The organism is Pseudomonas entomophila, assembly GCF_013523125.1.
GTDB classification, from domain to species: domain Bacteria; phylum Pseudomonadota; class Gammaproteobacteria; order Pseudomonadales; family Pseudomonadaceae; genus Aquipseudomonas; species Aquipseudomonas entomophila_B.
This window is the reverse complement of record NZ_JAAMQJ010000016.1, coordinates 73828-97492: the sequence shown is the minus strand read 5'-3', so window position 1 is coordinate 97492 and position 23665 is coordinate 73828. Positions and strand designations below refer to the sequence as shown.

Sequence of the window (23665 nt, the reverse complement as noted above, 5' to 3'; positions counted from 1 at the left end):
TGTCTGCGGTGGCTAAGCGCGTCGATGACACCCAGACCAGCCTCGGCAATACCAATGCCATGGTGAACAGGACTTCCGAGGCTGTGACCGACCTGAACAATGTGGCAAGTGCCTCGGAAGTGGTCAGAGTGCAGATCACAGCAAATGGCATCCGTCATGCTGCCGGGTTTGCTGTCGGCATCGAAAACAAAGGCGGCGTGGTCCAATCGACGTTCGCAATACTGGCGAGCCGCTTCGCAATACTCAGCCCCTCGGGCGATAGCCTCTCGGCACCGTTTGCGGTACTGGGCAACCAGACGTTCATCGCCGACGCCTACATTCGCGATGCCAGCATCACCAACGCCAAGATCGCGGATGCCAGTATCAGCAATGCCAAGATTGCAGATGCCTCGATCTCTGCTGCCAAGATCGGCGTGGCTGAAATAGACACGCTGCGTATTCGAGGTAACGCGGTGACTGTCCCTATCAGCTATAGCATCGGCGGCTCTGTAACTGGAGCTGGTCGGGGTCAGTGGATGGACATACTCAATGTGTCCATTCCCATGGATACGGCTGGTTATGTGTTTGTGACGTTCAACTGTGGCCAGTTCTACACAAGTGGTGTGAGGACCTCGGAGTTCACATTGGAGATAAGCGGTGTGACTCTTATGTTCTCCGGGGGTGCAGCGATAGAGACCACGCCTTCTTTATCAGGTGCTCTTGCGGTAGGGCCGGGCGTGCACGCGGTCAAGGTCAGATGGTATGGGGACGACCAAACTGTGAGCTTGGCCAACAGGACTATCTTTGTGATGGGAGCCAAACGATGAGCATGCCTGCAACATTCATCACCTACACCCCCTCGGGGGAGATCACCAGCGTGCTCAGCTGTGATGCTGTGATCGCGCCCCAGATTATCAAGGCCAACACGTCGCTGCCCTTCGTGCAAATCGTGGCTCCGGTCAGCCCGGAAGCGTACTACGCCCCCGGCGGAGTTCTCACGGCTCGCCCGGCCAGCACGGCCCACCTGGTGGGCGATCTCCTCAAGGGGGTGCCCGCTGGGGCGGTCGTGGTCATAGAAGGGCAGGAGTACACGGCGGACGGTACCGACATCGTGCTCGAGTTTGAGCACCCAGGCATCTATCTCATCAAGGTCGACGCATTCCCACAAAAAACCTGGGAGGGAGAGTTCATTGAAGATCAGGCATAGCAGCTGCCACCAGCAGCGGCGCCGGGAGGAATACCCTCCCGTTGAGGAGCAGCTGGACATGCTCTGGCACGCGATGGATCAAGGAGAGATCCCCAAGGCAGAGCCGTTCTACACGACCCTGCAGCAGGTCAAGCAGCAATACCCGAAGAACTGAACGCAACAACCACCTATGCCCGCTCTTGCGGGTTTATTTTTGTCTGGAGAAAACCCAATGCCTTATATCGCCATCAACGTCAGCAACGGCTACGACGTCACCAACTCGGTCCGCTACGCCACCCAGGAGGAGGCTGATGCTCGGGCCCGCGAGATCCTGACCCAGTCCCCTGGCGCCCAGGTTTACACCGCCCAGGTGCTGAAGGAGTACACGGCCAAGGTATCGATCACGGCAAAGGAGCCAGCCGAGCCGGCGCCGACCGACGAGACCGACACCGCCGCCTGACGGCCCGCTGCACCCACCAAGCCCGCCGCGCGCGGGCTTTTTCATTCCTGGAGAAAACCCATGACCGCACGCGGTGTACGCAACAACAACCCCGGAAACATCGACTTCAACCCCCGCAACGCCTGGGTCGGCCAGTTGGGCCTGGAGGAGGGCGTGCCCAAGCCGCGCTTCGCCCGCTTCGACTCCCCGGATAACGGCATCCGTGCCCTGGGCAAGCTGCTGATCAACTACCGCGGCAAGGACGGCATGCCCGGTGTCGGCGGCAAGGGCATCGATACCGTGCTCGAGACCATCAACCGCTGGGCGCCGAGCACCGAGAACGACACCCAGGCCTATGCGCGCGCGGTGGCCACCCGCATCGGCGTGCACCCCACGGCGCCGATCGACATCAGGAACCCGGCCACGCTGCGCGGAATGGTGCTGGGCATCATCGTCCATGAGAACGGCGGCAACCCGTACTCGGCGGCGGTAATCGACGAAGGCGTGCGGCGGGCGCTGGCATGACCTGGCCGGTGCGGCTGGGCCTGCTGGCCCTGGTGCTGGCGTCGTACTGGGGCGCCTACCAGCACGGCCGGACGGTGGAGCGCAGCCAGGCCCTGGCCGCATCGGCGGAGCGCGACAGCGGCGACCGCCTGGCCGAGGCCCTGGGCCAGCGCGATGCCCGCGAGGAAGAACAACGACGCGTCCAGGCGCAGGAGGAGGCGAGAGCCCATGCACACGAACAACACCAGGTGGCTGACGCTGGCGCTGCTGGCGCCGATGCTGCTGGCCAGCGGCTGCAGCACGACGCCGCCCAGCTCGCCGCCACCGTCAGTTGTGCCGGCCCGGATCCCGCCGCTATCGCCCGAGGCCAGGCAGCCACCCGCGCCGCCATGGTGCTCTCCGACCTGCTCGCACGGGCTGATGCTCGAGCGGGAGAGCTGGCGAAAGCGTATGACCAGGCCCGAATAGCAGGGCTGCAATGCGCTCAGGAGTACGACGGGCTTGGCAGTGGGACGGCTCGCTTGAAGCAGTGACTCTGCTAGCCTAGGTCCTATATGTGAACCCTGGGGCCTTCTCCTGTCATGAAAAAGACGTTCAATGGTCTGGTGCTGGCTGGTGAGAGCCTGATCCGCTGTGCGCTCATCGCTACCCGAGAGGTCAGAGCAGCCGAGGCCGCCGGCGCCTTGCCTGAAGAAGTCGCTCGCCTGCAGCTACTGGCAGATTCAGCTTATGAGGCGGCGGCCGGTTACCAATACCATGCGGCCGGGCTAGGTAAAACGACAATCCACTGACGGAGCAGGATCATGGGAGCAGGCAAGCAGGTTATGCCGGATCACCCTCTGTACCTCCAGGCCAAGGACGCCCATCGGGACTACCTGGAGGCGAAGGAGGGTGGAGAACCAGCGGCCACGGTCGAAAGGCTGCGGCTGGTCTATGAGGCGCAGATTAAGGCTGCGACTGACTATCACCTTCACGCTGGGACACCTACATTGTCTTTTCAATGAAGATCCAGTGGGTACAGCGCCCTCACGGTGTTCTATGGCCTTCCAGTGTCAGCTACGTCCGCGCAAGATAGTTGGCGAAAGCCTACTATGCTGCCAGAATAGGAGGCTTGACATGTGAGCGATCCTGTGGGGCTGCTCAGATCAATCGTGCATGCATATGGCTGGTTATAAATAGGAATATTATGTTCAGGGATTTCACGCATTTCGCATATCAATTGGCGTTTTTTACGGAAAAATGCTCGATACCTGCTGATGAATTTAGCGTGGACTGTAGGAAAAAGTTGAGTATTGGTAGTACTAATCCTACATTTATTCCGGATTTTCCTGGTCTCGCAGATGAGGTCCCCAGGTTACAAATCCAAAGTGATGTTGGTTACACTGTAACCCTAAGTAATGTAAGGGTCGATATTATAGTCGATCTTCCCTTTGGATTGAATGAGGCGGAAAGAAACAGGTTTTTAAGTAATGCTAAGATTTTGGCGGAAATCCTTGGGGGACATGAGTTCAAATTTTCTAGAATAGGCCTGGTCAAAAGATATTTGAAGACTATGGATAATCCTGGGCAATTCATCTCCCAGCACTTTGGTGGGCATGGTGGTCCTAGGGTTTACGATTTTTCGGTTAATGCAGTGGCGGAAACTGACTTACTTGGTCAGAGATGTAATAATGTGTTCAACTTTAGTGCTGCTACAATTAGAGGTACGGAGAAGGGTGTTGTTGCTTATCGTGATTTGAATACGGTTACTGGGCAAAAAGACCTATCATTGGATAGCGTTTTGGAATTCATAGTCGCTGCTGAAGTTGAGTTAAGCATTGAAAGTTTGGCGCGTTTTGTTGAGTCTTGATTATGAGAAGTTCTACCACAGGAAGTGATGCTTATACGACAGGGTCCTATACTACAGTATCTTCTGGTACAGGTTCTTCAACATTTAGTCCGGATGTTATAAGTCCGGTAAATAACACAGTGAGCACTGATGCTGGTGCTGTCAAGCCTGATGACTTAATGAAGTCTGTGGCCAAGGTTGCTGCCGCTAATGCTGAGCGTGTACTGAATGAGCGATTGACTTCCGCCAATCAGATGCAGGTAAGAGTATCTGACATGTTGAAAGAGGGAACTGACATGTTAAAGAACTCCAAGGCTTTGCTAGATGAGATAAATAATGGGTTGAGTAAGTCTACTGAAATGCAGGGTAGGCTGGAGGCTGATATTTCAAATATAAAAGGCAGTGCGGTTTCTGCTTTGTCAATATTTGTTTCTTTCTTTGCCTTCATTACTGTCTCGATTAATGTCTTTTCAAAAGCTGAGAGTGTAGTTTCTGCGTCGGCGCTGCTGTTGATATTTTGGTGTTTGCTGGTAGGGTTTAATGTGGTTATTGGTTGGCAATTTAATACTTTAAAAAATACCGGCATTGCATGGTTTTTACTGATGTTCGTTTCTGCATTATCAGTATTCGCTGTAATAGGAATGTACCATTTTTCTCCAGAAATGTTGAAGTTAACGAAAGCTGTTATTCAAAAGTGAGATATTAGCGCTGATGAAAACCTGAATGCTTGGTATGAAGTCGGAGTGGCATCGCTGGCTACCTAGAGGTGCTAAGGTGCTCGATTCTCCGTCAAAATAAAATCGACAAGTTATCCTTCAGTTCGATGGGATACCCAGCATAATGGCGTGAACAGATCGTGAATTACGCCATCTGCTGGCGTGTACTTCTGGTAGCTTTTTGAGACAAAAGTGAACGGCTGCGGGCGGCTCAACTTGTTGATTTTACTGGGTTTTTATCGTGACAGCTATGATTTAGGTTCCAGCGGCGCAAGCTGTAAGAGTTCGAGTCTCTTCGTCCGCACCATGTAAGTGCCTGATTTATAACAAGTTTTTCTCAGAGACCTGCCATTTGGGAGCGTTTTTGGGAGCAAATTGGGAATTTCAGGTAAAAAAAGGGCAGCCCATGAGGCTGCCTTTTTCGTTTCTGACGTCATGTAACGGCTGCTGATGCGAGGCTTGTAGCGAATCTCACATCCTACCGTTGCCGACTTCAGCCGCCGTCGAGCTTCAACGCGTGCTCGAGCATTCCCACCATCTGTGATGCGGTTCATGAGGTGGTCTCTGGTGTGCCAGTCTGGTCCGATCCCTTTCACGACCCCATGCGTGTGACCCACTAGGCTGACGCCGGCGGCTGCGGCTGCGGCTGCGGCTGCAGCATCGACGGAGACCGCCGCTTCGCCCGCGATCTGCTGGTTGCCGATCTGCGTGAACTTTACCCGTCTGGGTGTAATCGCCCTCATGGAAAATCGGGCCGGTAATACGGATACCGCCCGTTCTGGTCAGCCGGGTGGTGCCGCCGTTGGGCAGCACGGCATTGAGGTGATGAGCCATGCTGTCATATTCGATCACCGCGCCATCGCGGTAGGTGCGTCAGTGCAGGCCGGTGCGCTCGCCGTTGGCAGGGATGGCGTCGCTGAACAGGCCGGTCACGGCCACGCCATTGGCCAGTTGGCCGCTGGGGGTGAGCAGTAGCACCTGCTCACCTTCGGTCGGTGGATCCCATGGCTGGTCGGCGCCGGCGCGATCCGCGATCCAAGGCAGCCAGGCCGTGGTGAGGCTACCCGTACGAACTTTGACCCTGGGCGGCTGATGTTGCACCTCGGCGACAATGCCAAAGCGGATCAGGTTTTCCAGGAGGCGATGGAGTTTGGAAAGTTCGGTCATGGGGCTGATGATCGTGATCGGCGCGATCCTTTACAGCCTGATTGACCTGTGTGGACGTGAGCTGCAGGGCCTCAGGATTCAGCAGGTTCATCCTTGGCGGCGGGGATTTCGTTTTTCTTGAATTGTTTCCAGACATCGCCATCGAAAAACGTCATCGAGACGATCTGTTTCTGCAGCAGACTGATGGTGAACAGACTGCCGATTTCATCGGGCCTGCTGCTTTTCCCGATGCACCGATCTTCAGAGCCGTTACCCATCCCCGCGACATTGGCTTGCTCGACCTTGATGGCTTCGTAGACTTTTTCGTACGGGGTGGTGAATTCCACCGTGAGCCGGTCCTTGTCTCGAAAACCGCTGTAGATAGGGATGATCGAGAAGCCTTCGTCGATGTTGGAATCGTGGTCTTGGAGGTTGCCGAAGTTCTTGACCCAGCCGATGTAGACCTTGCGATCGTCCATGCTGAACATGTACAGCCGCCTCTTGGACAGCGAATCCAGCAGCTGCGCCTGGTGAGTGCTGGTGGGCAGCATGGTCTTGAGGATGAACAGGCGGGTCAGGTAGTCGGTTTTCAGGCCATGGCGGTAGCGCGTGATCTTGAAGCGGATCTGGGCCGCCAGGTAGGCATACGGCGGCCCGAGGACGATCGCCAAAATCAACGTCGTGAACATGTGCTTTTCGGCTTCCTTGGCGAAGCCGCGTTGGGCCAGCAGGTCGGCCAGCCCCCAGAATCCGCCGCTCGCCCATTCCAGCAGAAAGACTGCAATGATCCACGGTAGCGTCAGCACGATGCCGCGCATCGCGATGTGCAGGTACAGCGACTGACCCTCATACTTGGCAATGAGGGTCTTGTCGTAGAAGTTGTATTTGCAGTAGATGAAACCGCAGATGAGGATCGGAAGGACGAGAAGAAAACCCATGCGCTACCTGGTGATGCCGATCAATGAGAGTTCGAGATGGCAGCCTTGGCAACCTGGCAGGCTTTGGCGAATTCGGCATCACGAAGCGTGCTGAGGGTCGAAATCGAGACCGCGCCATGGTCGCTGACCTGCACCTGTTCGGCGACTTCGTTGAGCTGTCTGGCGATGGCCAACGACTCTTCGGACGGTTTCCAGACCGCTTGCAAAAGGGTTTCCCACACAGTTTTGTCGCTCATGCTAGAACTCCTCTGTTTCAGGCCTGGCCTGAAGGTCTGGCCTGAAGGTCTGCCGTTATATTAGCAGATGGGTGTCGAACAACGGCCAAGGCGAGCGGAGGGTAGCATACCCTGCACCCCCAAATAGACAGGTGATTCAGCAAGGTGTTGCGGATCGTTTCCAGCTCTTGGTCGGTGAAACCCAGCAACATTCGCCGCGCGTACTCCACCGGCGGCGCACCGCGTTGCGCACGGTCTCGCCAGCCTTGCTGGTGAACCTTGGTGATACGGGCGACTTGGCCGGTGAAGCCAACGGTCGCGCCCGCTGTGTCACCTCGCGCTTTCAGATGGGCTGCTGGAGCGTACCTGGCGCAAGGACTACGCCAATCACGGTGAAGCGATCAGGGATGTCACGGACTATATCGTGAGGTTTTACAACCAGAACCGACTGCACTCAACACTGGGCTATCTGCCGCCCAACCAGTACGAACGGCAAATGGCCTGAAAATCACCGATTGCGGTGTCTGGAAAAAGTTGACCAGCCCATCTGCCCTTGGGTCGGCAACCTGCACAATTTCGTTGATGCCCCCTTGCACTTCCGTGCGGCTGGTGGCAGTATTTCCCCACTCCTAGAGATCCGCCTCCATGCGGTTCATCAAAAAAACCGGCCGCCGAGCCGGTTTTTTTGTGCCTGCAAAACATCGCGCTCTACCGTCCTGCGCAATCCCCGTGTACACATCCGCTCCGACACTGTCAGGCCCGCCGGGCTATCGCAGTGCGTCGCCGTACGCGCTCGTCCTTCCCTCATGCAAGGTTGCACACCATGCTCAACGACTACCGTTGCGGCCATTGCGGCCGCCTGCTCGCCCGGGTGGGCGAGTTCACCGAGTTCCAGATCAAGTGTTCCCGCTGCCGGACCTTGAATCATGCGAAGGCCTCGAGCCTTGAGCCAGCGCCATCGAGCGCAGACGGAGCAGCCCGACTGCCCCTGACCACTCATCTATTCGAGGTAATACCCCATGGCTAATTCCAGCACCGGTCTCAACACCCTGACCAACATTCCCCTGTTGGGGATCAACCTGGGCTCCCATGCCAACGCACGGCAGATCGTGCCGGACGAGGCGGGCACCCATTACTTCTGGCCGACGCGCGACACCATCAGGTTGTGGGTCAAGCAGCGTGGCGTGCGTCTGATTCGCTTCCCGTTCGAGGTGCAGCGTGCCATCAACCTGTCCCATGAAGGCCTGCCTGGGCAGGGCGCCAGCCTGGACACCACCTTCGTCAGCAAATGGAAGGAAATGCTGGGCTGGATCCGCGAGGACTCCAATGGCGAGGCGAAGATCATCCCGGACCCTCACCACTACATGCGCCTGATGCGCTATGAAACGGCCAATGGTGCCTTGACCGGGCGCCTGCTGCCGGCCAATCAGGCCGGTAACCAGGGCAATCGGTGGAAGGCCACCGAGCCTGTCCTGATCAATGACAGCAACAGCATCAGTGGCGCGGCCTGGTCTGCCGTGCACCTGGCCAACTTCCACCAGAAGCTGGTGCAGGCGTGCGACGACCCGATGGTGCTGGGTTGGGGGCTGGGCAATGAACCCTACGCCCAAACCCTCCCTGGTGCCACGGACTACATCACGGTCGAGGACATGAAAACGCTGTACATCAACACCATGAACACCGTGTTGAGAAACCTGCGCAACAGCTCGCGCAAGCCTGTCTTCATCTGCGGTCTGCAATACGCCAGCGCGCGAAACTGGGAGAAATACTCCGGTGACCTGCAGGCGCGCATCGTCGATCCGGCCAATGCCATCGTGTGGGAGGTGCACGGTTATGGTGACGTCAATGACAGCTCCAGTGGCGCCTATGAGGGCGACAACACGAAGATCGCGGCCAACGTGTTCACCGAAAAAGTGTTCGGCCCGATGTTCACCTATGCCAGCGACCACAACATGGCGCTGTTCATCGGTGAGGTGGGTATCCCCAGTACCGACGCAGGTCGTACGGCCCTGAAGAACCTGCTGGACGTGCTCAAGGTGCAGAAGGTGCCTGCCACGCTGTGGATCACCGGTCCCGGCTCGGATACCGAGAAGATGAGCCTCGAGCGGGCCGATCAGGCGGCGACGGTCGCTCTGGTCACGCCGTACTTCTCCCAGCGCTTGAGTCACTGGAACTACTCGGCCTCGTAAAAGAGTAGGCGGAGCACCCTGATCAGGGGTGTTCCGCCCGCTGATCGGGCGCGCATCATCGATCCTTTTGCCCAGCACACCCGCGTCGATGCGGCGTGTGCTGGGCAAAGGCATCGACGTGGCCTGGCTGGCGCGTGGATGAAGTCGCATCGTCAGGGCCCGGCAGCCCGGCGAAGCGCTCGGACAGCCAGGCGTGCAGGCGCGTCACCGTGGGCGAGAGCTGCTTGCGATGCGGGCAGACCAGGCTCAAGGGCAGGGCGGGGCCTGGGTGGTCCGACATGAGCAGCACCAGGCGCCCGGCCAGTACGTCGTCGCTGACGTCCAGCCAGGACTTGTAGGTGATGCCTTCGCCAGCGACGGCCCAGCGCCGGGCGACGTCGGCGTCGTCGCTCAGCAGGGTGCCGCCGACCTGTACCGTCTCCGCGCCCAATCGCCACTTGTCGTAGAGGCGGCCCTGCTGCATGTACAGCAGGCACTGGTGGTCGCGCAAATCCTCGGGCGCATGCGGCTGCCCGTGGCGCGCCAGGTAATGTGGCGAGGCCACCAGCACCTTGCGGTTGCGCGGCGCCAGGGGCAGCGCGACATAGGAGGCATCGACGTCCAGGCCATAGCGAATGGCGATGTCCACGGGATCGCGGAACAGGTCCACGCGCTGGTCCGACAGCAAGAACCTGAGATGCAGCAGGGGGTGCTCGCGGCGAAAGTCCGTGAGCCAGGGCAGCAGCAGGTTGCGTCCCAGGTCGGAGGGCGCAGACAGTTGCAGGGTGCCTTGCAGCTGCGCCGGATCGCGTCGCAGGTCGTCGCGCCCGCGCTGGAGGGCCTCGAGCGCCGTAAGGGCCGAAGGCAGGTACTGTTCACCCTCGGCGGTCAGGCGCAGGCTGCGGGTGGTGCGGGCGAACAATCGTACATCCAGTTCGCGCTCCAGGCGCTTGACCGCTTCGGCCGCTTGGCCAGGCAGCAAGCCGGCCTCCAGCGCTGCTGCCGTGAAGCTGCCGAGCGCGGCGCTGCGAACGAAGATTTCCAGATCGTTGAAGCGGATCATTGTCATTCCCGGTGTGAAAGTGTTTGCGCCTCTGGCGCCTGTTTGACGAGCGACCTGGCAGTCATACTGCGTGGGTCAATCACATCACATTCAGCGACGAGTGCCTATGAAAGCCATCAGTTTCACCCAGCACGGCCTGCCCATCGAAGACCCTGAAGCTCTGCAGGACATTACGCTGCCCATGCCGACACCTGGCCCACGCGATGTGCTGGTCGAAGTGAGCGCGGTGGCGGTCAACCCGGTGGACACCAAGGTGCGGGCCGGTACTTTCACTCAAGAGCCCAAAATACTTGGCTGGGACGCGGCGGGCATCGTGCGTGAGGTCGGCGCCGAGGTGACCCTGTTCGTGCCGGGCGATGCCGTCTACTACGCAGGCTCGATCGCCCGTCCCGGCAGCTACAGCCAGTACCATGTGGTCGACGAGCGCATCGTCGGGCATCAGCCGCGTACCCTCGGCGCTGCCGAAGCCGCCGCGCTGCCACTGACCTCGATCACCGCCTGGGAGTTGCTGTTCGATCGCCTGGGCGTCGCCGAGGGCGGTGGGGAAGGGGATGTCCTGTTGATCATGGGCGCCGGCGGTGGCGTCGGTTCGATGCTGGTGCAACTGGCCCGACAGCTGACCCAGCTGACGGTCGTCGGGACGGCGTCGCGTCCACAGACCACCGAGTGGGTCCGCGAGCTGGGCGCCCACCACGTGATCGACCATGGCCAACCCCTGCTTCCCCAATTGCAGGCGCTGGGCATCGAGCACGTCAGTCACGTCGCGAGCCTGACCCATACCGACTACTACCTGCCGCAACTGATCGAGGCACTGCGCCCACAAGGTCGACTCGCAGTGATCGATGACCCGCAGGTGCTGGATGTCATGCCGCTCAAGCGCAAGTCGCTGTCGCTGCACTGGGAGCTGATGTTCACCCGCTCGCTGTTCGAGACGCCGGACATGATCCAGCAGCATCATCTGCTCGAGCGCGTGGCACAGCTGATCGATCAGGGTATCCTGCGCACAACGCTGGGCGAGCACTTCGGTGCCATCAATGCCGCCAACATGCGCCGCGCCCATGCGGTACTGGAAAGCGGCAAAGCGCGCGGCAAAATCGTGCTCGAAGGTTTCTGAGTCCAGAATGCGGCCTGGCTGGCGCCCTCGGCTCCGTCAGGTCTCACCTCGCTCGGCCCATAGAATCGAAGGAGTCTGCATGACCGAACACACCTCATCCATCGTGCTGCTGGCCACGCTCACGGCCAAGGCCGGACAGGCCGACGCACTCAAGGCCGCCTTGCTGGCGCTGGTCGAGCCGACCCGCGCCGAGCCCGGCAACCTGGATTACATGCTGTTCGAACGCCAGGATGTACCTGGCTGTTTCTACATGCGCGAGGCTTTCCTGCATCAGGAGGCCTTCGACGCGCACGTGGCCTCCGAGCATTTCCAGCGGTTTCTTGGGTGCAGTGAGGCGTTGCTGGCGGAGCCGCCGCACTTGGCCTTCCTGAATCCCGTGTCGTCACCGGTTCCCGCGCGTCCATGAAGACGGCGAATCTGTCGGTGCGACCTGCGGCTGCGAGCGTGTTCCCATGACCTTCATCATCGTTCTCTTGGCAGCCCTGGCGTTCGCGCTGGTGTGGTGGGGGCTCGCCGCGTCGCTGCGCCGGTCCGGGCGAGGGTTCGTCAGGCGTCATGTGATGGGCTGCCTGGCGGGTTGGATGGTGGCGTTTCTCGTGCTCGGGGTGGCCAGTCACCTGGGGGTGCTGGTGCTAGAGCCACCGGCTGTCGAAGCGTCCGGCCCCGAGGCTCCCTGAGGCTCGACGGCAGCCGCGCGAGCTGCCCCTTGCCAGCGGCCTGGAAACTGATAGATTCCGACCGTTTGAAATGCCGGCCCCAGGCCGGCCACAGGGGACTCACATGGACATCACTCAAGACACCAAGGCCTTGGCACTGCGCCGCTTCGCCGAAGCCCATCCCCAGTTGCGCGAGGAGATCGCCCAGTTGGACGCCCAAGAGCAGGCTCAGCAGATCGAATGGGCCTTCGAGGATGCTGCGGCCGAGCAGGGGCTGGAGCCGTGGGAACTGACCCTGCAACTGATCGCAGAATCGCCCGAGCAGCTGCAGGCCCTGCGCCTGAGCGTGCACCGTGAGGTGGCCGAGGCCCTGGGTGTCGACTGGGAAGCCTACTGCGAAGCCAATGACCTGGACTCGGTGGCGCCCTGACAGAACGGCCCGTCAGGACGACCTGTTCTGGGCGGGGCTGGCAAATGACTTCCCATGCGTTTCCTGTCGTTTCGGATGGGGTGACTTCTGGTTCGCGAGTCACTAGAATGCCTGCCCTTGATTCTGGAGTCGGGCTATCGCCGGCTAACGTCTGTGCAACGAGGAATATCCATGCAAGTTTCTGTTGAAAACACGTCTGCGCTCGAGCGCCGCATGACCATCGGCGTGCCTGCCGAGCGCATCGAGACCGAAGTCAACAAGCGTCTGCAGCAGACTGCCCGTCGCGCCAAGGTGCCTGGTTTCCGTCCAGGCAAGGTGCCGATGAGCGTGATTCGTCAGCGTTACGAAGAGGCCGCGCGCCAGGAAGCCCTGGGCGACCTGATCCAGGCCACCTTCTACGAAGCCGTGGTCGAGCAGAAGCTCAACCCCGCCGGCGCACCTGCCGTCGAGCCCAAGGTCTTCGAGAAAGGCAAGGACCTGGAATACATTGCCACCTTCGAAGTGTTCCCCGAGTTCACCGTTGCCGGTTTCGACTCCATCAACGTCGAGCGCCTCGAGGCCGAAGTGGCTGACGCTGACCTGGACAACATGCTCGAAGTGCTGCGCAAGCAGAACGTGCGCTTCGAAGCGGTCGAGCGCGAAGCGCAGAGCGAAGACCAGCTGAACATCGATTTCGTCGGCAAGGTCGACGGTGAGGCCTTCGCCGGTGGTTCGGCCACCGGTACCCAGCTGGTGCTGGGTTCGGGCCGCATGATCCCAGGCTTCGAAGACGGCCTGGTCGGCGCCAAGGCCGGTGAAGAGCGCGTGCTGAACGTGACCTTCCCCGAGGACTACCAGAACCTCGACCTGGCCGGCAAGGCTGCCGAATTCACCGTCAAGGTCAACAGCGTCTCCGCCCCTCAGCTGCCTGAGCTGAACGAAGCCTTCTTCGCCCAGTTCGGCATCAAGGAATCGTCCCTGGAAGGCTTCCGCGCCGAAGTTCGCAAGAACATGGAGCGTGAGCTGCGTCAGGCGATCAAGACCAAGGTCAAGAACCAGGTCATGGACGGCTTGCTGGCCGCCAACCCGGTCGACGTACCGAAGGCGCTGCTGGAGAACGAAGTCAACCGTCTGCGCGTGCAGGCCGTTCAACAGTTCGGTGGCAACATCAAGCCTGAGCAACTGCCGGCTGAACTGTTCGAAGAGCAGGCCAAGCGCCGCGTGGTCCTGGGCCTGATCGTCGCCGAAGTGGTCAAGCAGTTCGAGCTCAAGCCTGACGACGTTCGCGTGCGCGCCATGATCGAAGAGATGGCTTCGGCCTATCAGGAACCAGAGCAGGTCATCGCCTGGTACTACAAGAACGACCAGCAGATGAACGAAGTCCGCTCGGTTGTGCTTGAAGAGCAAGTTGTAGATACTGTCCTGCAGAAAGCTACTGTGACCGACAAGTCGGTCTCGTACGAGGAAGCCGTCAAACCAGCACAGGCACCTGCCGACGCTGAGTGATCGCCTTCTTTGTAGGAAGTCCACACAAGCCAGCCTTCGCGCTGGCTTGTGTGTTTTCAAGCCATGACTATTTGGGAGCGAGCGCAGGACATGTCCCGCAATTCTTACATTCAGCAGAGTTCTGACATCCAGGCCGCCGGCGGCCTGGTCCCGATGGTTGTCGAGCAATCCGCTCGTGGCGAGCGCGCCTACGACATCTACTCGCGCCTGTTGAAGGAGCGAGTGATCTTCCTGGTCGGCCCGGTCGAAGACTACATGGCCAACCTGGTGGTGGCGCAGTTGCTGTTCCTTGAGGCGGAAAACCCGGACAAGGATATCCATCTGTACATCAACTCGCCGGGCGGTTCGGTGACCGCAGGCATGTCGATCTACGACACCATGCAGTTCATCAAGCCTGACGTCTCCACCATCTGCATCGGCCAGGCCTGCAGCATGGGCGCCTTCCTGCTGGCGGCCGGTGCCAAGGGCAAGCGTCACTGCCTGCCCAACTCGCGGGTGATGATCCACCAGCCCCTGGGCGGTTTCCAGGGCCAGGCCACCGACATCGAGATCCATGCCCAGGAAATCCTCTCGATCAAGGCGCGCTTGAACGAGCTGCTGGCCTATCACACCGGCCAGGACCTGGAGACCATCAAGCGCGACACCGAGCGTGACAACTTCATGAGCGCCCAGCGCGCTGCCGAGTACGGCCTGGTCGACTCGGTGTACGACAAGCGACTGCTGGCATCCTGATCCCGGATGTCGGAGCGGGCAGGCGGTCCTCGCCTGCCTGCGGACTTGAAAAAGCCCGCAATTGCCTTCATCTTGTGTTGCAAGCCTACCGGATTGGATCGATCGAATGACTGACACCCGTAACGGCGAGGACAACGGCAAATTGCTCTATTGCTCCTTCTGCGGCAAAAGCCAGCACGAAGTACGCAAACTGATTGCCGGGCCCTCGGTATTTATCTGCGACGAGTGCGTCGACCTGTGCAATGACATCATCCGCGAGGAGGTGCAGGAAGCCCAGGCCGAGAGCAGCGCGCATAAATTGCCTTCGCCGAAAGAAATCAGCTCCATCCTGGACCAGTACGTCATTGGTCAGGAGCGAGCGAAGAAGGTGCTTGCCGTAGCGGTGTACAACCACTACAAGCGCCTGAACCAGCGTGACAAGAAAGGTGACGAGGTCGAACTCGGCAAGAGCAACATCCTGCTCGTGGGGCCTACTGGCTCAGGCAAGACGCTGCTGGCCGAGACCCTCGCGCGCCTGCTGAACGTGCCGTTCACCATCGCCGACGCCACGACCCTCACCGAAGCGGGCTACGTGGGCGAAGACGTCGAGAACATCATCCAGAAGCTGCTGCAGAAGTGCGACTACGACGTCGAGAAAGCCCAGATGGGCATCGTCTACATCGACGAGATCGACAAGATCTCGCGCAAGTCGGACAACCCGTCCATCACCCGCGACGTGTCGGGGGAAGGCGTGCAGCAGGCGCTGTTGAAGCTGATCGAAGGCACCGTAGCGTCCGTACCGCCGCAAGGCGGTCGCAAGCACCCGCAGCAGGAGTTCCTGCAGGTCGATACGCGCAACATCCTGTTCATCTGCGGCGGTGCGTTCTCAGGCCTGGAGAAAGTCGTCCAGAACCGTTCTGCCAAGGGTGGCATCGGTTTCGGCGCCGAGGTGCGCAGCAAGGAAGACGGCAAGAAGGTCGGTGAGTCGCTGCGTGAAGTCGAGCCCGACGATCTGGTGAAGTTCGGCCTGATCCCCGAGTTCGTGGGTCGCCTGCCGGTCCTGGCCACCCTCGACGAACTCGACGAGGCTGCCCTGATGCAGATCCTCACCGAGCCGAAGAACGCGCTGACCAAGCAGTACGCCAAGCTGTTCGAAATGGAAAGCGTCGATCTGGAGTTCCGCAGCGATGCCCTCAAGGCCGTCGCGCGCAAGGCTCTGGAGCGCAAGACCGGCGCACGTGGCCTGCGCTCGATCCTCGAAGGCATTCTGCTCGACACCATGTACGAGATTCCTTCGCAGAAGGATGTCAGCAAGGTGGTGATCGACGAGAGCGTCATCGAAGGCACCTCGCAGCCGCTGCTGATCTACGAGAACAGCGAAGCGCCTGCCAAGGCGGCACCAGACGCCTGAGTTCGTTGCATGCAGTGATAAAAAAGGGGCCTTCGGGCCCCTTTCTGCATTTCCTGACCAGAACGCTTGTAATTTTGCAGGGCTACCCCCACATTAGCCCCAAGCATCATTTCCACCGGATTCCGGCCGCAAGGCCGCTGTAGAGGCGCACTCATGAAGACAACCCTCGACTTGCCTCTCTTGCCATTGCGCGATGTCGTCGTGTATCCGCACATGGTCATCCCGCTGTTCGTGGGGCGCGAGAAGTCCATCGAAGCCCTCGAGGCGGCGATGACGGGCGAGAAGCAGATCCTGCTGCTCGCTCAGAAGAACCCTGCCGACGATGATCCGGGCGAAGACGCCTTGTACCGTGTGGGTACCGTCGCCACGGTCCTGCAATTGCTGAAATTGCCCGACGGCACTGTCAAGGTGCTGGTCGAAGGCGAGCAGCGTGGCGCCGTGGAGCGCTTCACCGAAGTGGACGATCACATCCGTGCCCAGGTCAGCCTGATCGACGAAAGCGAGGCTGCCGAGCGTGAATCGGAAGTCTTCGTGCGCACCTTGCTGTCGCAGTTCGAACAGTACGTCCAGTTGGGCAAGAAGGTACCTGCCGAGGTCCTCTCTTCGCTCAACAGCATCGATGAACCAGGCCGGTTGGTCGATACCATGGCCGCGCACATGGCATTGAAGATCGAGCAGAAGCAAGAGATCCTCGAAATCGTCGACCTGTCCACCCGGGTCGAGCACGTGCTCGCGCTGCTGGATGCCGAAATCGATCTGCTGCAGGTCGAGAAGCGCATCCGCGGCCGCGTCAAGAAGCAGATGGAGCGCAGCCAGCGCGAGTACTACCTGAATGAACAGATGAAGGCCATTCAGAAAGAGCTCGGCGATGGTGACGAAGGTCACAACGAAATCGACGAGCTCAAGAAGCGCATCGAAGCGGCCGGCCTGCCTAAGGACGCCTTGGCCAAGGCCCAGGCCGAGCTGAACAAGCTCAAGCAGATGTCGCCGATGTCCGCCGAGGCGACCGTGGTGCGTTCGTACCTCGACTGGTTGGTACAGGTGCCGTGGAAGGCTCAGAGCAAGGTGCGCCTGGACCTGACCCGTGCCGAAGAGATTCTCGATGCCGACCACTACGGCCTCGAAGAGGTCAAGGATCGCATCCTCGAATACCTTGCCGTGCAAAAGCGCGTGAAGAAGATCCGTGGGCCGGTGCTGTGCCTGGTCGGTCCGCCTGGCGTAGGCAAGACGTCGCTGGCCGAATCCATCGCGACCGCCACCAACCGCAAGTTCGTGCGCATGGCGCTGGGCGGCGTGCGTGACGAAGCCGAGATCCGTGGTCACCGCCGTACCTACATCGGTTCGATGCCGGGCCGTCTGATCCAGAAGATGACCAAGGTCGGCGTGCGCAATCCGCTGTTCCTGCTCGACGAAATCGACAAGATGGGCAGCGACATGCGCGGTGATCCGGCGTCGGCGCTGCTCGAAGTGCTCGATCCCGAACAGAACCACAACTTCAACGATCACTACCTGGAGGTCGATTACGACCTGTCGGATGTGATGTTCCTCTGCACCTCGAACTCGATGAACATCCCGCCGGCGCTGCTCGATCGGATGGAAATCATCCGTCTGCCGGGCTACACCGAAGACGAGAAGATCAACATCGCGGTCAAGTACCTGGTGCCCAAGCAGGTCAAGGCCAATGGTTTGAAGCCGGCCGAGCTGAGCATCGACACGACGGCGATCCGCGACATTATCCGCTACTACACCCGTGAAGCAGGCGTGCGTGGGCTGGAGCGCCAGATCGCCAAGGTCTGCCGCAAGGTCGTCAAGGAACACGCCGGGCAGAAGCAGGTCAACGTCACCGTCACCGGCGAGCAGCTCGAGCACCTGCTGGGCGTGCGCAAGTTCCGTTACGGGTTGGCCGAGCAGCAGGACCAGATCGGTCAGGTCACCGGTCTGGCCTGGACCCAGGTAGGCGGCGAGTTGCTGACCATCGAGTCGGTGGTCATCCCAGGCAAGGGCCAGCTGATCAAGACCGGTTCGCTGGGCGACGTGATGGTCGAATCGATCACCGCCGCGCAGACCGTGGTCCGCAGCCGGGCGCGCAGCCTCGGTATCCCCAGCGACTTCCACGAAAAGCATGACGTGCACATCCACATGCCCGAAGGGGCAACGCCGAAGGATGGCCCCAGTGCCGGTATCGGCATGTGCACGGCACTGGTGTCGGCGCTGACCCAGATTCCCGTGCGCGCCGACGTGGCCATGACCGGGGAAATCACCCTGCGCGGCCAGGTGCTGGCCATTGGCGGTTTGAAGGAAAAGCTGCTGGCAGCGCACCGCGGTGGCATCAAGACGGTGATCATTCCCGAGGAGAACGTGCGCGATCTCAAGGAAATCCCGGAAAACATCAAGGCCGATCTGCAGATCAAACCGGTCAAATGGATTGACGAAGTCCTGCAAATTGCGCTGCAATACGCGCCCGAGCCGTTGCCGGACGTGGCTCCCGAGATTGTCGCGAAAGACGAAAAGCGCGACAGCGATGCTAAGGAACGCGTCAGCACGCATTGATAAAGCTTCGAGCCGGATGACCTTCCCTGTGGCGAACCGCCCAGGTCGAAGAAGTGACATTTCAGTGTTCCAGGGTCATCCGGCGTCCGTGTATTCCATGCTTTCTTTACATACTTAGAAACATACTCATTAGAGAGATAAAGGGGATTTAGAGTGAATAAGTCGGAACTGATTGACGCTATCGCCGCCTCCGCTGATATTCCGAAAGCCGTCGCCGGTCGCGCATTGGACGCGGTCATTGACTCGGTCACCGGTGCCCTGAAACAAGGCGACGACGTCGTCCTGGTGGGCTTCGGCACCTTCTCCGTCAAGGAGCGTGCAGAGCGTACCGGCCGTAACCCGCAGACCGGCAAGGCGATCAAGATCTCCGCTGCCAAGGTGCCAGGCTTCAAGGCGGGCAAGGGTCTGAAAGACGCCGTCAACTGAGCCACGCCGCTCAAGGGGCCTGACCCGATCAGGCCCTGTCGCGATGCCACTCGGAGCATGATGCCGGGTAGCGCGCACGCTTCGAGAAGGCGCATCTTCGGATGCGCCTTTCTTCTATCAGGACTTTACCTTCACTCCACGGTCGTCAACGCAGTGGAACGGCCGTTTTGGGGGACGCATGCTGCAGAATATCAGGGACAATTCACAAGGTTGGATTGCCAAGGCCATCATCGGTCTCATCGTGGTGCTGATGGCACTGACCGGGTTCGATGCCATCTTCCAGGCCACCAACCACAGCCAGGATGCTGCCAAGGTAAATGGCGACACCATCAGCCAGAACGCACTCAGCCAGGCAGCCGACATCCAGCGTCGGCAGCTGATGCAACGCATGGGCAAGGACTTCGATCCGGCTCTGCTGGACGAAAAGCTGCTCCGTGAAGCCTCCCTCAAGGGGCTGATCGAACGCACGCTGCTGCTGCAAGGCGCACGCGACGCCGGGTTCTCCTTCACCGACGCAGCGCTCGATCAGGTCATCCTGCAAATGCCCGAATTCCAGGCCAACGGTGTCTTTAGTGCGGAGCTGTTCGACCAGTTCGTCCGCCGTCTGGGCTACACGCGCATGCAGTTCCGCCAGATGCTGGCCGAAGAGCTGCTGATCGGTCAGCTGCGCGGTGGGTTCGTCGCCACCAGTTTCGCGACTGCACCGCAGGTGGACGCGTTCGCACGCCTGGAGAACCAGACGCGCGATTTCGCCTCCGTGACCTTCAAGGCCGATCCTGCTGCCGTGCAGGTATCGGACGAGCAGATCAAGGCCCACTACGATCAGCACGCCAAGGAGTTCATGACGCCCGACCAGGTGGTGATCGACTACATCGAGCTGAAGAAGTCGGCCTACTTCGACCAGGTCAAGGTCGACGAAGACCAGCTCAAGGCCGCGTACGAGAAAGAAGTCGCCAACCTGGCCGAACAGCGCCACGCCGCCCACATCCTGATCGAAGTCAACGACAAGGTCAGCGACGAACAGGCCAAGGCGCGCGCCGAAGAGATCGCCGAACGCTTGAACAAGGGCGAGGACTTCGCCGCCCTGGCCAAGGAGTACTCTCAGGATCCGGGCTCGGCCAACAATGGGGGCGACCTGGGTCTGGCCGGTCCGGGCGTCTACGATCCTGCCTTCGAGGATGCGCTGTACAAGCTGTCCGACAACCAGGTCTCGGCGCCTGTGCGCACCAGCTTCGGCTACCACCTGATCAAGCTGCTGGGTGTCGAGGCGCCGGACGTGCCGACCTTCGCCAGCCTGCGTGACAAGCTGACCCGTGACTTGAAGTCCCAGCAGGTCGAGCAGCGTTTCGTCGAAGCGACCAAGCAGTTGGAAGACTCGGCGTTCGAGTCGTCCGACCTGGGCCAGCCTGCCCAGGACCTGGGCCTGAAAGTCCAGACGTCCGCGCCGTTCGGTCGCGAAGGCGGCGACGGCATCACGGCGAACCGTCAAGTGGTGCAAGCGGCCTTCAGCGAAGAAGTGTTGCAGGAAGGCAGCAACAGCAACGCCATCGAGCTGGACCCGGAAACGGTCCTGGTGCTGCGGGTCAAGGAGCACCGCAAGCCGGAGCAACTGCCGCTGGAGCAAGTCGCTGGCAACATTCGCGACCGCCTGGCCAAGGAGCAGGCGATCGCCGACCTCAAGAGCAAGGCCGATGCCCTGGTCAAAGGGTTGCGCGACGGTTCGATCAAGGCCGACGCGCCGCTCGAAGGGCAGACCTGGAGCGTGCGTGAAGCGGTCACGCGTAACCAGGAAGGCATCGACCCTGTCGAGCTGCAGGCGGTCTTCCGTCTGGCCAAGCCACAGGACAAGGCGAAGGCGGTCTTCGGCAGTGTCGTGCTCAACGACGGTCGCCTGGCCGTGTTGCAGCTCAAGGGTGTCAACGAAGGCGCTGCACCGACCGAGGCCGAGAAGACGCAGATGCGTCGTATCCTGGCTTCGCGTGCCGGTGAGCAGGACTTCGCGGCCTACCTCAAGCAGCTGGAAGCCAAGGCGGATATCAAGCGTTATTGAAACCGCGTTGTGACTGACTCAGGCCGCTCATGCGGCCTGAGTCGTTTCTGCCGTCAGTGCTGGGGACGTTCATGGGCATCCAGGCTGTCACGGGCGATCTGCCGGCCGAGGGCGATCAGCTCCGGTGCCTTGTAGAACTCGAAGAAGCGACAGACACGCCGGGGCACGTCGATCACCACGTCAGGCGGATAGCCGGCCATCTTGTACTGCGCCAGCGACGTTTGCATGACCTCGAAGCTCTGGTTGATCAAGTCCAGCAGGGAAGCCGGCCCCACGGCATCGACGACGAACGACCCAGTGGCCGACTTGGGCGCGCCTCGGTCGTCGCCGCTCGACGTCCGTGTGGCGACCCGACCTTCGGCCAGCCAGGGGTTGGTCGCTGCCAGGCCTTCGGCGATGATCTCGCGCTCGATCTGGATCAACTGCTCGGCCGGTTTGCGCCGGAAGGGCAGACGCGCGCCCAGCGACGTGACCAGGCTGTCGAAGCGTTGCCTGAAAGCCGCCGGTCGTTCGATGACCGGCAGTTGATAGGACGTGGGGTGGGTCGCGTTCAGATTGACAGCCACGATCAGGTCGCAATGGCTCGATACCACCGGCACGATGGGCAAAGGGTTGAGGATACCGCCATCGACCAGTACGCGGTTGCCCTGCACGACGGGTGTGAACAGGCTGGGGATCGCGGCTGAAGCGCGCATGGCCTGGTGCAGGCAGCCTTCCTGGAACCAGACTTCCTGTTGATGGGTCAGGTCGGTGGCCACGGCGGTGTAGGGGATGCGCAACTGTTCGATGTCGAGCTCGCCGACGATCTTGCGAATCTGGCCGAACACCTTGTCGCCGCGGATCGCGCCGAGACGAAAGCTCACGTCCACCAGGCGCAGCACGTCCAGGTAGTCCAGGCTTTCGATCCACTGCCTGTAGACATCGAGCTTGCCCGCTGCATAGATACCGCCGACGACGGCCCCCATCGAGCACCCGGCGATGCAGGCGATCTCATAGCCGCGTCGTTCGAGTTCTTCGATGACGCCTATATGGGCATACCCCCGGGCACCGCCAGACCCCAATACCAGTGCTACACGTTTGCCCATGTCCGCTCCCCACCCTGGTGTTTTTATGCACAATGCACCGCCGGTCGAGGCGCTTCAATCCCGATGTGTCTCAGCCTGTGAAAAGGCACTTTCCCGGCCTGTGGCCGTCGAACAGCCATCCACCCCAGACACCCGAGGACCCACCCATGAAAGCCTGGATCTGCTTGCCGCTGCTGGCCTTGGCACTGACCGGATGTGCCGGCAAGACGGCATACCGTGACAGTTGCGCCACCCAATTGGATGCGGCTTGGAAAGAGCTCGACATCGCCAAGGCCGAAGGGCTGGCGGGCACGGTCAGCTACTCCAAGGCGCTGTCGCTGTTGACCGGGGCCAAGACCCAGCAACAGTTCGAAGCCTTCCGCGGTTGTTCGCGCAAGGCCGAGAAGGCGCGTTTCTACATCCGTGAGTCCCGTGCAGGGCGTTGAGCCCAGGAGAGAATGCCATGTCTGCGATGCTCGATCATGTAGTGGCCCGTGTGCTTGCCGTGCACGTGCGCCTGCACGCCTGCCGGCAGCGTCTGCGCGCCGATACCGACAGCGAAGCCCTGCACGACCTGCGCACCAGCGTGCGTCGCCTGCGCAGCCTGTTGCGTCCCTTGCGTGGCTTGCCAGGTGTGCAGGAGTTGGAAGACGCTGCCAAGGCGCTGGGGACGTTGACGACGCCGCTGCGTGACCGCGAAGTGATGGGCGCAGAACTCATCGAACGAGGGCATCTGGCCGCCGGGCAGCGCCGCCTGGAGGGCAGGGCGCGGACATTCGCCAGCGTCGCCGACAGCGCGCCGTTGACGCGCACGCTGGCGATTCTGGATGCCTTTCCAGGTTTCCTGCGTGCCGCAGACCGTGAAGGCGTGGTCAGTGGCCTGCATCGACGGGTGGATGAGCGTCTGCGCAAGCAATGGCGCAAGCTCGAGAACGCCGTGCAGGATCCTGCCCATGATCGGCACCGCGTGCGCTTGTTGATCAAGCGGGTACGCTACGCCGAAGAGGCCTACCCGCAACTCGACCATGCAGGCAACGCACTGCGCCGTCTGCTCAAGCAGGGACAGCAGGATCTGGGGGAGTGGCACGATCGCGTGCAGTGGTTGCTCCAGGCAGACCAGCAGGCTGACCTGACGATGCTCAAGGCAGATTGGCAGCAGGAGCTGGAAGCGGCGCAACGGCGCGCGGATAAGACACTGATGCGCTTGGGCAAGGCCCTGAAAAAGCGTTGAGCGCAGCCAGCGGTTACCCTGGCTAGGCAGCTATCGGCACGCTACGGATGAGCGCCTCGGTCAGATGAGTGCTCAGCGGCGCTGCAGGGCCCAGCCAGCGCCCAGAGTGATCGCGCCCAGTGCCCCTTGCGAGGCGTCCATTCCCAATAGGCCGCTGAGGGCTAGCAGCGCACCGATCACGAACAGGGGCACGGCGATCTGGTGGGGGGCAGGGCTGACTGCCTCAGGTCGTGAATCCAGGCGTGCGTGCCAGCCGGCAAGTTCGAGCAGTCGTTTGGTCATGGGCATCTCCTCAAGGTTACCTGTTCAGCCTAGTGCGGTGCCTTGAGTCAGGCCAATCGAGCGTGGCTATGGC

28 protein-coding genes, 1 tRNA gene and 2 pseudogenes are annotated in these 23665 nt (G+C 60.6%); 24 read left to right on the top strand and 7 right to left on the bottom strand.

Translation table 11 applies throughout. The features are described 5' to 3' along the window. The 9 genes from G7007_RS10955 to G7007_RS10915 all read left to right on the top strand — a co-directional run. Nucleotides 1–806, top strand: an 806-nt coding sequence (locus tag G7007_RS10955) for a phage tail tip fiber protein (protein WP_181101720.1), incomplete at its 5' end; no start/stop codon positions are given. Continuing rightward, entirely contained in the window at nt 803–1186 is a 384-nt protein-coding gene (locus G7007_RS10950; RefSeq protein WP_181101718.1) for a hypothetical protein, read from the top strand. The genes G7007_RS10955 and G7007_RS10950, both read left to right, overlap by 4 nt. A gap of 211 nt (nt 1187–1397) precedes the next feature. Further along, complete coding sequence (locus G7007_RS10945; RefSeq protein WP_181101716.1) at nt 1398–1625, top strand: hypothetical protein; 228 nt, start codon at nt 1398–1400, stop codon at nt 1623–1625. A gap of 60 nt (nt 1626–1685) precedes the next feature. Beyond that, the gene (locus G7007_RS10940; protein WP_181101714.1) at nt 1686–2129 is read left to right on the top strand and encodes a structural protein P5; all 444 of its coding nucleotides are present in this window, start codon (nt 1686–1688) and stop codon (nt 2127–2129) included. Continuing rightward, entirely contained in the window at nt 2126–2641 is a 516-nt protein-coding gene (locus G7007_RS10935; protein ID WP_181101712.1) for a DUF2514 domain-containing protein, read from the top strand. Before G7007_RS10940 ends, G7007_RS10935 begins: the two co-directional genes overlap by 4 nt. A 48-nt stretch (nt 2642–2689) precedes the next feature. After that, nucleotides 2690–2899 (top strand): hypothetical protein, encoded by a 210-nt coding sequence (locus tag G7007_RS10930; protein ID WP_181101710.1) that lies wholly within the window; start codon nt 2690–2692, stop codon nt 2897–2899. 395 nt (nt 2900–3294) lie between these two features. Next, nucleotides 3295–3957 carry a hypothetical protein gene (locus G7007_RS10925; RefSeq protein WP_181101708.1) on the top strand — a complete coding sequence of 221 codons (663 nt, stop codon included), beginning with the start codon at nt 3295–3297 and terminating at the stop codon, nt 3955–3957. Nucleotides 3958–3959: 2 nt separating this feature from the next. Continuing rightward, nucleotides 3960–4634, top strand: a complete 675-nt coding sequence (locus G7007_RS10920; protein WP_181101706.1) for a hypothetical protein — start codon at nt 3960–3962, stop codon at nt 4632–4634. A 220-nt stretch (nt 4635–4854) separates the two neighbouring features. After that, a tRNA-Leu gene (locus tag G7007_RS10915) sits at nt 4855–4959 on the top strand. 243 nt (nt 4960–5202) lie between these two features. On the opposite strand, the pseudogene G7007_RS10910 reads toward G7007_RS10915, so the two are convergent. The 4 genes and pseudogenes from G7007_RS10910 to G7007_RS10895 all read right to left on the bottom strand — a co-directional run bounded on the left by G7007_RS10910 (nt 5203) and on the right by G7007_RS10895 (nt 7298). Further along, a pseudogene (locus G7007_RS10910) lies at nt 5203–5819 on the bottom strand (phage baseplate assembly protein V). A 71-nt stretch (nt 5820–5890) separates the two neighbouring features. Next, nucleotides 5891–6736, bottom strand: a complete 846-nt coding sequence (locus G7007_RS10905) for a hypothetical protein (protein WP_181101704.1) — start codon at nt 6734–6736, stop codon at nt 5891–5893. A 20-nt stretch (nt 6737–6756) separates the two neighbouring features. Next, nucleotides 6757–6972, bottom strand: a complete 216-nt coding sequence (locus G7007_RS10900; RefSeq protein ID WP_181101702.1) for a hypothetical protein — start codon at nt 6970–6972, stop codon at nt 6757–6759. Nucleotides 6973–6989: 17 nt separating this feature from the next. After that, nucleotides 6990–7298, bottom strand: a complete 309-nt coding sequence (locus G7007_RS10895; protein WP_181101728.1) for a phage virion morphogenesis protein — start codon at nt 7296–7298, stop codon at nt 6990–6992. Between the two features lie 8 nt (nt 7299–7306). Between G7007_RS10895 and G7007_RS10890 the strand changes: the two are divergent. The 3 genes and pseudogenes from G7007_RS10890 to G7007_RS10880 form a co-directional block, all read left to right on the top strand. Then, nucleotides 7307–7456: pseudogene (locus G7007_RS10890) on the top strand (IS3 family transposase); the annotation flags it as partial. A gap of 318 nt (nt 7457–7774) precedes the next feature. After that, on the top strand, nt 7775–7978 hold the full coding sequence (locus tag G7007_RS10885; RefSeq protein WP_181101700.1) for a Com family DNA-binding transcriptional regulator: 204 nt from the start codon (nt 7775–7777) through the stop codon (nt 7976–7978). Beyond that, a complete protein-coding gene (locus tag G7007_RS10880) occupies nt 7971–9140 on the top strand; it encodes a cellulase family glycosylhydrolase (protein WP_181101698.1) in 1170 nt (389 codons plus the stop codon). Before G7007_RS10885 ends, G7007_RS10880 begins: the two co-directional genes overlap by 8 nt. A 55-nt stretch (nt 9141–9195) precedes the next feature. Here G7007_RS10880 and G7007_RS10875 read toward each other — a convergent pair whose 3' ends face one another. Beyond that, the gene (locus G7007_RS10875) at nt 9196–10182 is read right to left on the bottom strand and encodes a LysR family transcriptional regulator (protein WP_181101696.1); all 987 of its coding nucleotides are present in this window, start codon (nt 10180–10182) and stop codon (nt 9196–9198) included. A 106-nt stretch (nt 10183–10288) separates the two neighbouring features. Between G7007_RS10875 and G7007_RS10870 the strand changes: the two genes are divergently transcribed. The 10 genes from G7007_RS10870 to G7007_RS10825 all read left to right on the top strand — a co-directional run bounded on the left by G7007_RS10870 (nt 10289) and on the right by G7007_RS10825 (nt 21015). Further along, on the top strand, nt 10289–11296 hold the full coding sequence (locus G7007_RS10870) for a zinc-binding alcohol dehydrogenase family protein (protein ID WP_181101694.1): 1008 nt from the start codon (nt 10289–10291) through the stop codon (nt 11294–11296). 79 nt (nt 11297–11375) lie between these two features. After that, on the top strand, nt 11376–11702 hold the full coding sequence (locus G7007_RS10865) for a putative quinol monooxygenase (RefSeq protein ID WP_181101693.1): 327 nt from the start codon (nt 11376–11378) through the stop codon (nt 11700–11702). A gap of 46 nt (nt 11703–11748) precedes the next feature. Continuing rightward, on the top strand, nt 11749–11973 hold the full coding sequence (locus G7007_RS10860) for a hypothetical protein (RefSeq protein WP_181101691.1): 225 nt from the start codon (nt 11749–11751) through the stop codon (nt 11971–11973). Nucleotides 11974–12076: 103 nt separating this feature from the next. After that, complete coding sequence (locus tag G7007_RS10855; protein ID WP_181101689.1) at nt 12077–12382, top strand: DUF6388 family protein; 306 nt, start codon at nt 12077–12079, stop codon at nt 12380–12382. Between the two features lie 171 nt (nt 12383–12553). Next, on the top strand, nt 12554–13867 hold the full coding sequence (gene tig, locus G7007_RS10850) for a trigger factor (RefSeq protein WP_181101687.1): 1314 nt from the start codon (nt 12554–12556) through the stop codon (nt 13865–13867). A gap of 90 nt (nt 13868–13957) precedes the next feature. After that, nucleotides 13958–14599 carry an ATP-dependent Clp endopeptidase proteolytic subunit ClpP gene (gene clpP / locus G7007_RS10845; RefSeq protein ID WP_060393099.1) on the top strand — a complete coding sequence of 214 codons (642 nt, stop codon included), beginning with the start codon at nt 13958–13960 and terminating at the stop codon, nt 14597–14599. A gap of 106 nt (nt 14600–14705) precedes the next feature. After that, nucleotides 14706–15989, top strand: coding sequence for an ATP-dependent Clp protease ATP-binding subunit ClpX (gene clpX, locus G7007_RS10840; protein ID WP_181101685.1), 1284 nt, complete (start codon nt 14706–14708; stop codon nt 15987–15989). 153 nt (nt 15990–16142) lie between these two features. After that, on the top strand, nt 16143–18539 hold the full coding sequence (gene lon / locus G7007_RS10835; protein WP_181101683.1) for an endopeptidase La: 2397 nt from the start codon (nt 16143–16145) through the stop codon (nt 18537–18539). 153 nt (nt 18540–18692) lie between these two features. After that, nucleotides 18693–18965 carry a nucleoid-associated protein HU-beta gene (hupB, locus tag G7007_RS10830; RefSeq protein WP_181101681.1) on the top strand — a complete coding sequence of 91 codons (273 nt, stop codon included), beginning with the start codon at nt 18693–18695 and terminating at the stop codon, nt 18963–18965. Nucleotides 18966–19143: 178 nt separating this feature from the next. Next, a complete protein-coding gene (locus G7007_RS10825) occupies nt 19144–21015 on the top strand; it encodes a SurA N-terminal domain-containing protein (RefSeq protein WP_181101679.1) in 1872 nt (623 codons plus the stop codon). A 53-nt stretch (nt 21016–21068) separates the two neighbouring features. Here the strand turns inward: G7007_RS10825 and G7007_RS10820 are convergent, their stop codons facing one another. Next, nucleotides 21069–22100 carry a patatin-like phospholipase family protein gene (locus G7007_RS10820; RefSeq protein WP_181101677.1) on the bottom strand — a complete coding sequence of 344 codons (1032 nt, stop codon included), beginning with the start codon at nt 22098–22100 and terminating at the stop codon, nt 21069–21071. Nucleotides 22101–22246: 146 nt separating this feature from the next. On the opposite strand from G7007_RS10820, the gene G7007_RS10815 reads away from it, so the two are divergent. Beyond that, nucleotides 22247–22525: a hypothetical protein gene (locus G7007_RS10815; RefSeq protein WP_060393105.1), complete on the top strand. Its 279-nt coding sequence runs from the start codon at nt 22247–22249 to the stop codon at nt 22523–22525. 17 nt (nt 22526–22542) lie between these two features. Further along, a complete protein-coding gene (locus tag G7007_RS10810) occupies nt 22543–23310 on the top strand; it encodes a CHAD domain-containing protein (RefSeq protein ID WP_181101675.1) in 768 nt (255 codons plus the stop codon). Between the two features lie 72 nt (nt 23311–23382). Here the strand turns inward: G7007_RS10810 and G7007_RS10805 are convergent, their stop codons facing one another. Beyond that, a complete protein-coding gene (locus tag G7007_RS10805; protein WP_181101673.1) occupies nt 23383–23592 on the bottom strand; it encodes a hypothetical protein in 210 nt (69 codons plus the stop codon). Nucleotides 23593–23665: the final 73 nt, after the last annotated feature.

Bases quoted from the DNA above. Each gene is read 5' to 3' on its own strand.
- G7007_RS10815 (WP_060393105.1), top strand. From the start codon at position 22,247: ATGAAAGCCTGGATCTGCTTGCCGCTGCTGGCCTTGGCACTGACCGGA.
- lon (WP_181101683.1), top strand. From the start codon at position 16,143: ATGAAGACAACCCTCGACTTGCCTCTCTTGCCATTGCGCGATGTCGTC.
- G7007_RS10940 (WP_181101714.1), top strand. From the start codon at position 1,686: ATGACCGCACGCGGTGTACGCAACAACAACCCCGGAAACATCGACTTC.
- G7007_RS10820 (WP_181101677.1), bottom strand. From the start codon at position 22,100: ATGGGCAAACGTGTAGCACTGGTATTGGGGTCTGGCGGTGCCCGGGGG.
- G7007_RS10935 (WP_181101712.1), top strand. From the start codon at position 2,126: ATGACCTGGCCGGTGCGGCTGGGCCTGCTGGCCCTGGTGCTGGCGTCG.
- G7007_RS10950 (WP_181101718.1), top strand. From the start codon at position 803: ATGAGCATGCCTGCAACATTCATCACCTACACCCCCTCGGGGGAGATC.
- clpP (WP_060393099.1), top strand. From the start codon at position 13,958: ATGTCCCGCAATTCTTACATTCAGCAGAGTTCTGACATCCAGGCCGCC.
- G7007_RS10885 (WP_181101700.1), top strand. From the start codon at position 7,775: ATGCTCAACGACTACCGTTGCGGCCATTGCGGCCGCCTGCTCGCCCGG.
- G7007_RS10805 (WP_181101673.1), bottom strand. From the start codon at position 23,592: ATGACCAAACGACTGCTCGAACTTGCCGGCTGGCACGCACGCCTGGAT.
- G7007_RS10875 (WP_181101696.1), bottom strand. From the start codon at position 10,182: ATGATCCGCTTCAACGATCTGGAAATCTTCGTTCGCAGCGCCGCGCTC.
- G7007_RS10930 (WP_181101710.1), top strand. From the start codon at position 2,690: ATGAAAAAGACGTTCAATGGTCTGGTGCTGGCTGGTGAGAGCCTGATC.
- G7007_RS10855 (WP_181101689.1), top strand. From the start codon at position 12,077: ATGGACATCACTCAAGACACCAAGGCCTTGGCACTGCGCCGCTTCGCC.
- G7007_RS10865 (WP_181101693.1), top strand. From the start codon at position 11,376: ATGACCGAACACACCTCATCCATCGTGCTGCTGGCCACGCTCACGGCC.
- G7007_RS10860 (WP_181101691.1), top strand. From the start codon at position 11,749: ATGACCTTCATCATCGTTCTCTTGGCAGCCCTGGCGTTCGCGCTGGTG.
- G7007_RS10900 (WP_181101702.1), bottom strand. From the start codon at position 6,972: ATGAGCGACAAAACTGTGTGGGAAACCCTTTTGCAAGCGGTCTGGAAA.
- G7007_RS10870 (WP_181101694.1), top strand. From the start codon at position 10,289: ATGAAAGCCATCAGTTTCACCCAGCACGGCCTGCCCATCGAAGACCCT.
- G7007_RS10905 (WP_181101704.1), bottom strand. From the start codon at position 6,736: ATGGGTTTTCTTCTCGTCCTTCCGATCCTCATCTGCGGTTTCATCTAC.
- G7007_RS10920 (WP_181101706.1), top strand. From the start codon at position 3,960: ATGAGAAGTTCTACCACAGGAAGTGATGCTTATACGACAGGGTCCTAT.
- G7007_RS10945 (WP_181101716.1), top strand. From the start codon at position 1,398: ATGCCTTATATCGCCATCAACGTCAGCAACGGCTACGACGTCACCAAC.
- G7007_RS10880 (WP_181101698.1), top strand. From the start codon at position 7,971: ATGGCTAATTCCAGCACCGGTCTCAACACCCTGACCAACATTCCCCTG.
- clpX (WP_181101685.1), top strand. From the start codon at position 14,706: ATGACTGACACCCGTAACGGCGAGGACAACGGCAAATTGCTCTATTGC.
- G7007_RS10925 (WP_181101708.1), top strand. From the start codon at position 3,295: ATGTTCAGGGATTTCACGCATTTCGCATATCAATTGGCGTTTTTTACG.
- G7007_RS10825 (WP_181101679.1), top strand. From the start codon at position 19,144: ATGCTGCAGAATATCAGGGACAATTCACAAGGTTGGATTGCCAAGGCC.
- G7007_RS10810 (WP_181101675.1), top strand. From the start codon at position 22,543: ATGTCTGCGATGCTCGATCATGTAGTGGCCCGTGTGCTTGCCGTGCAC.
- tig (WP_181101687.1), top strand. From the start codon at position 12,554: ATGCAAGTTTCTGTTGAAAACACGTCTGCGCTCGAGCGCCGCATGACC.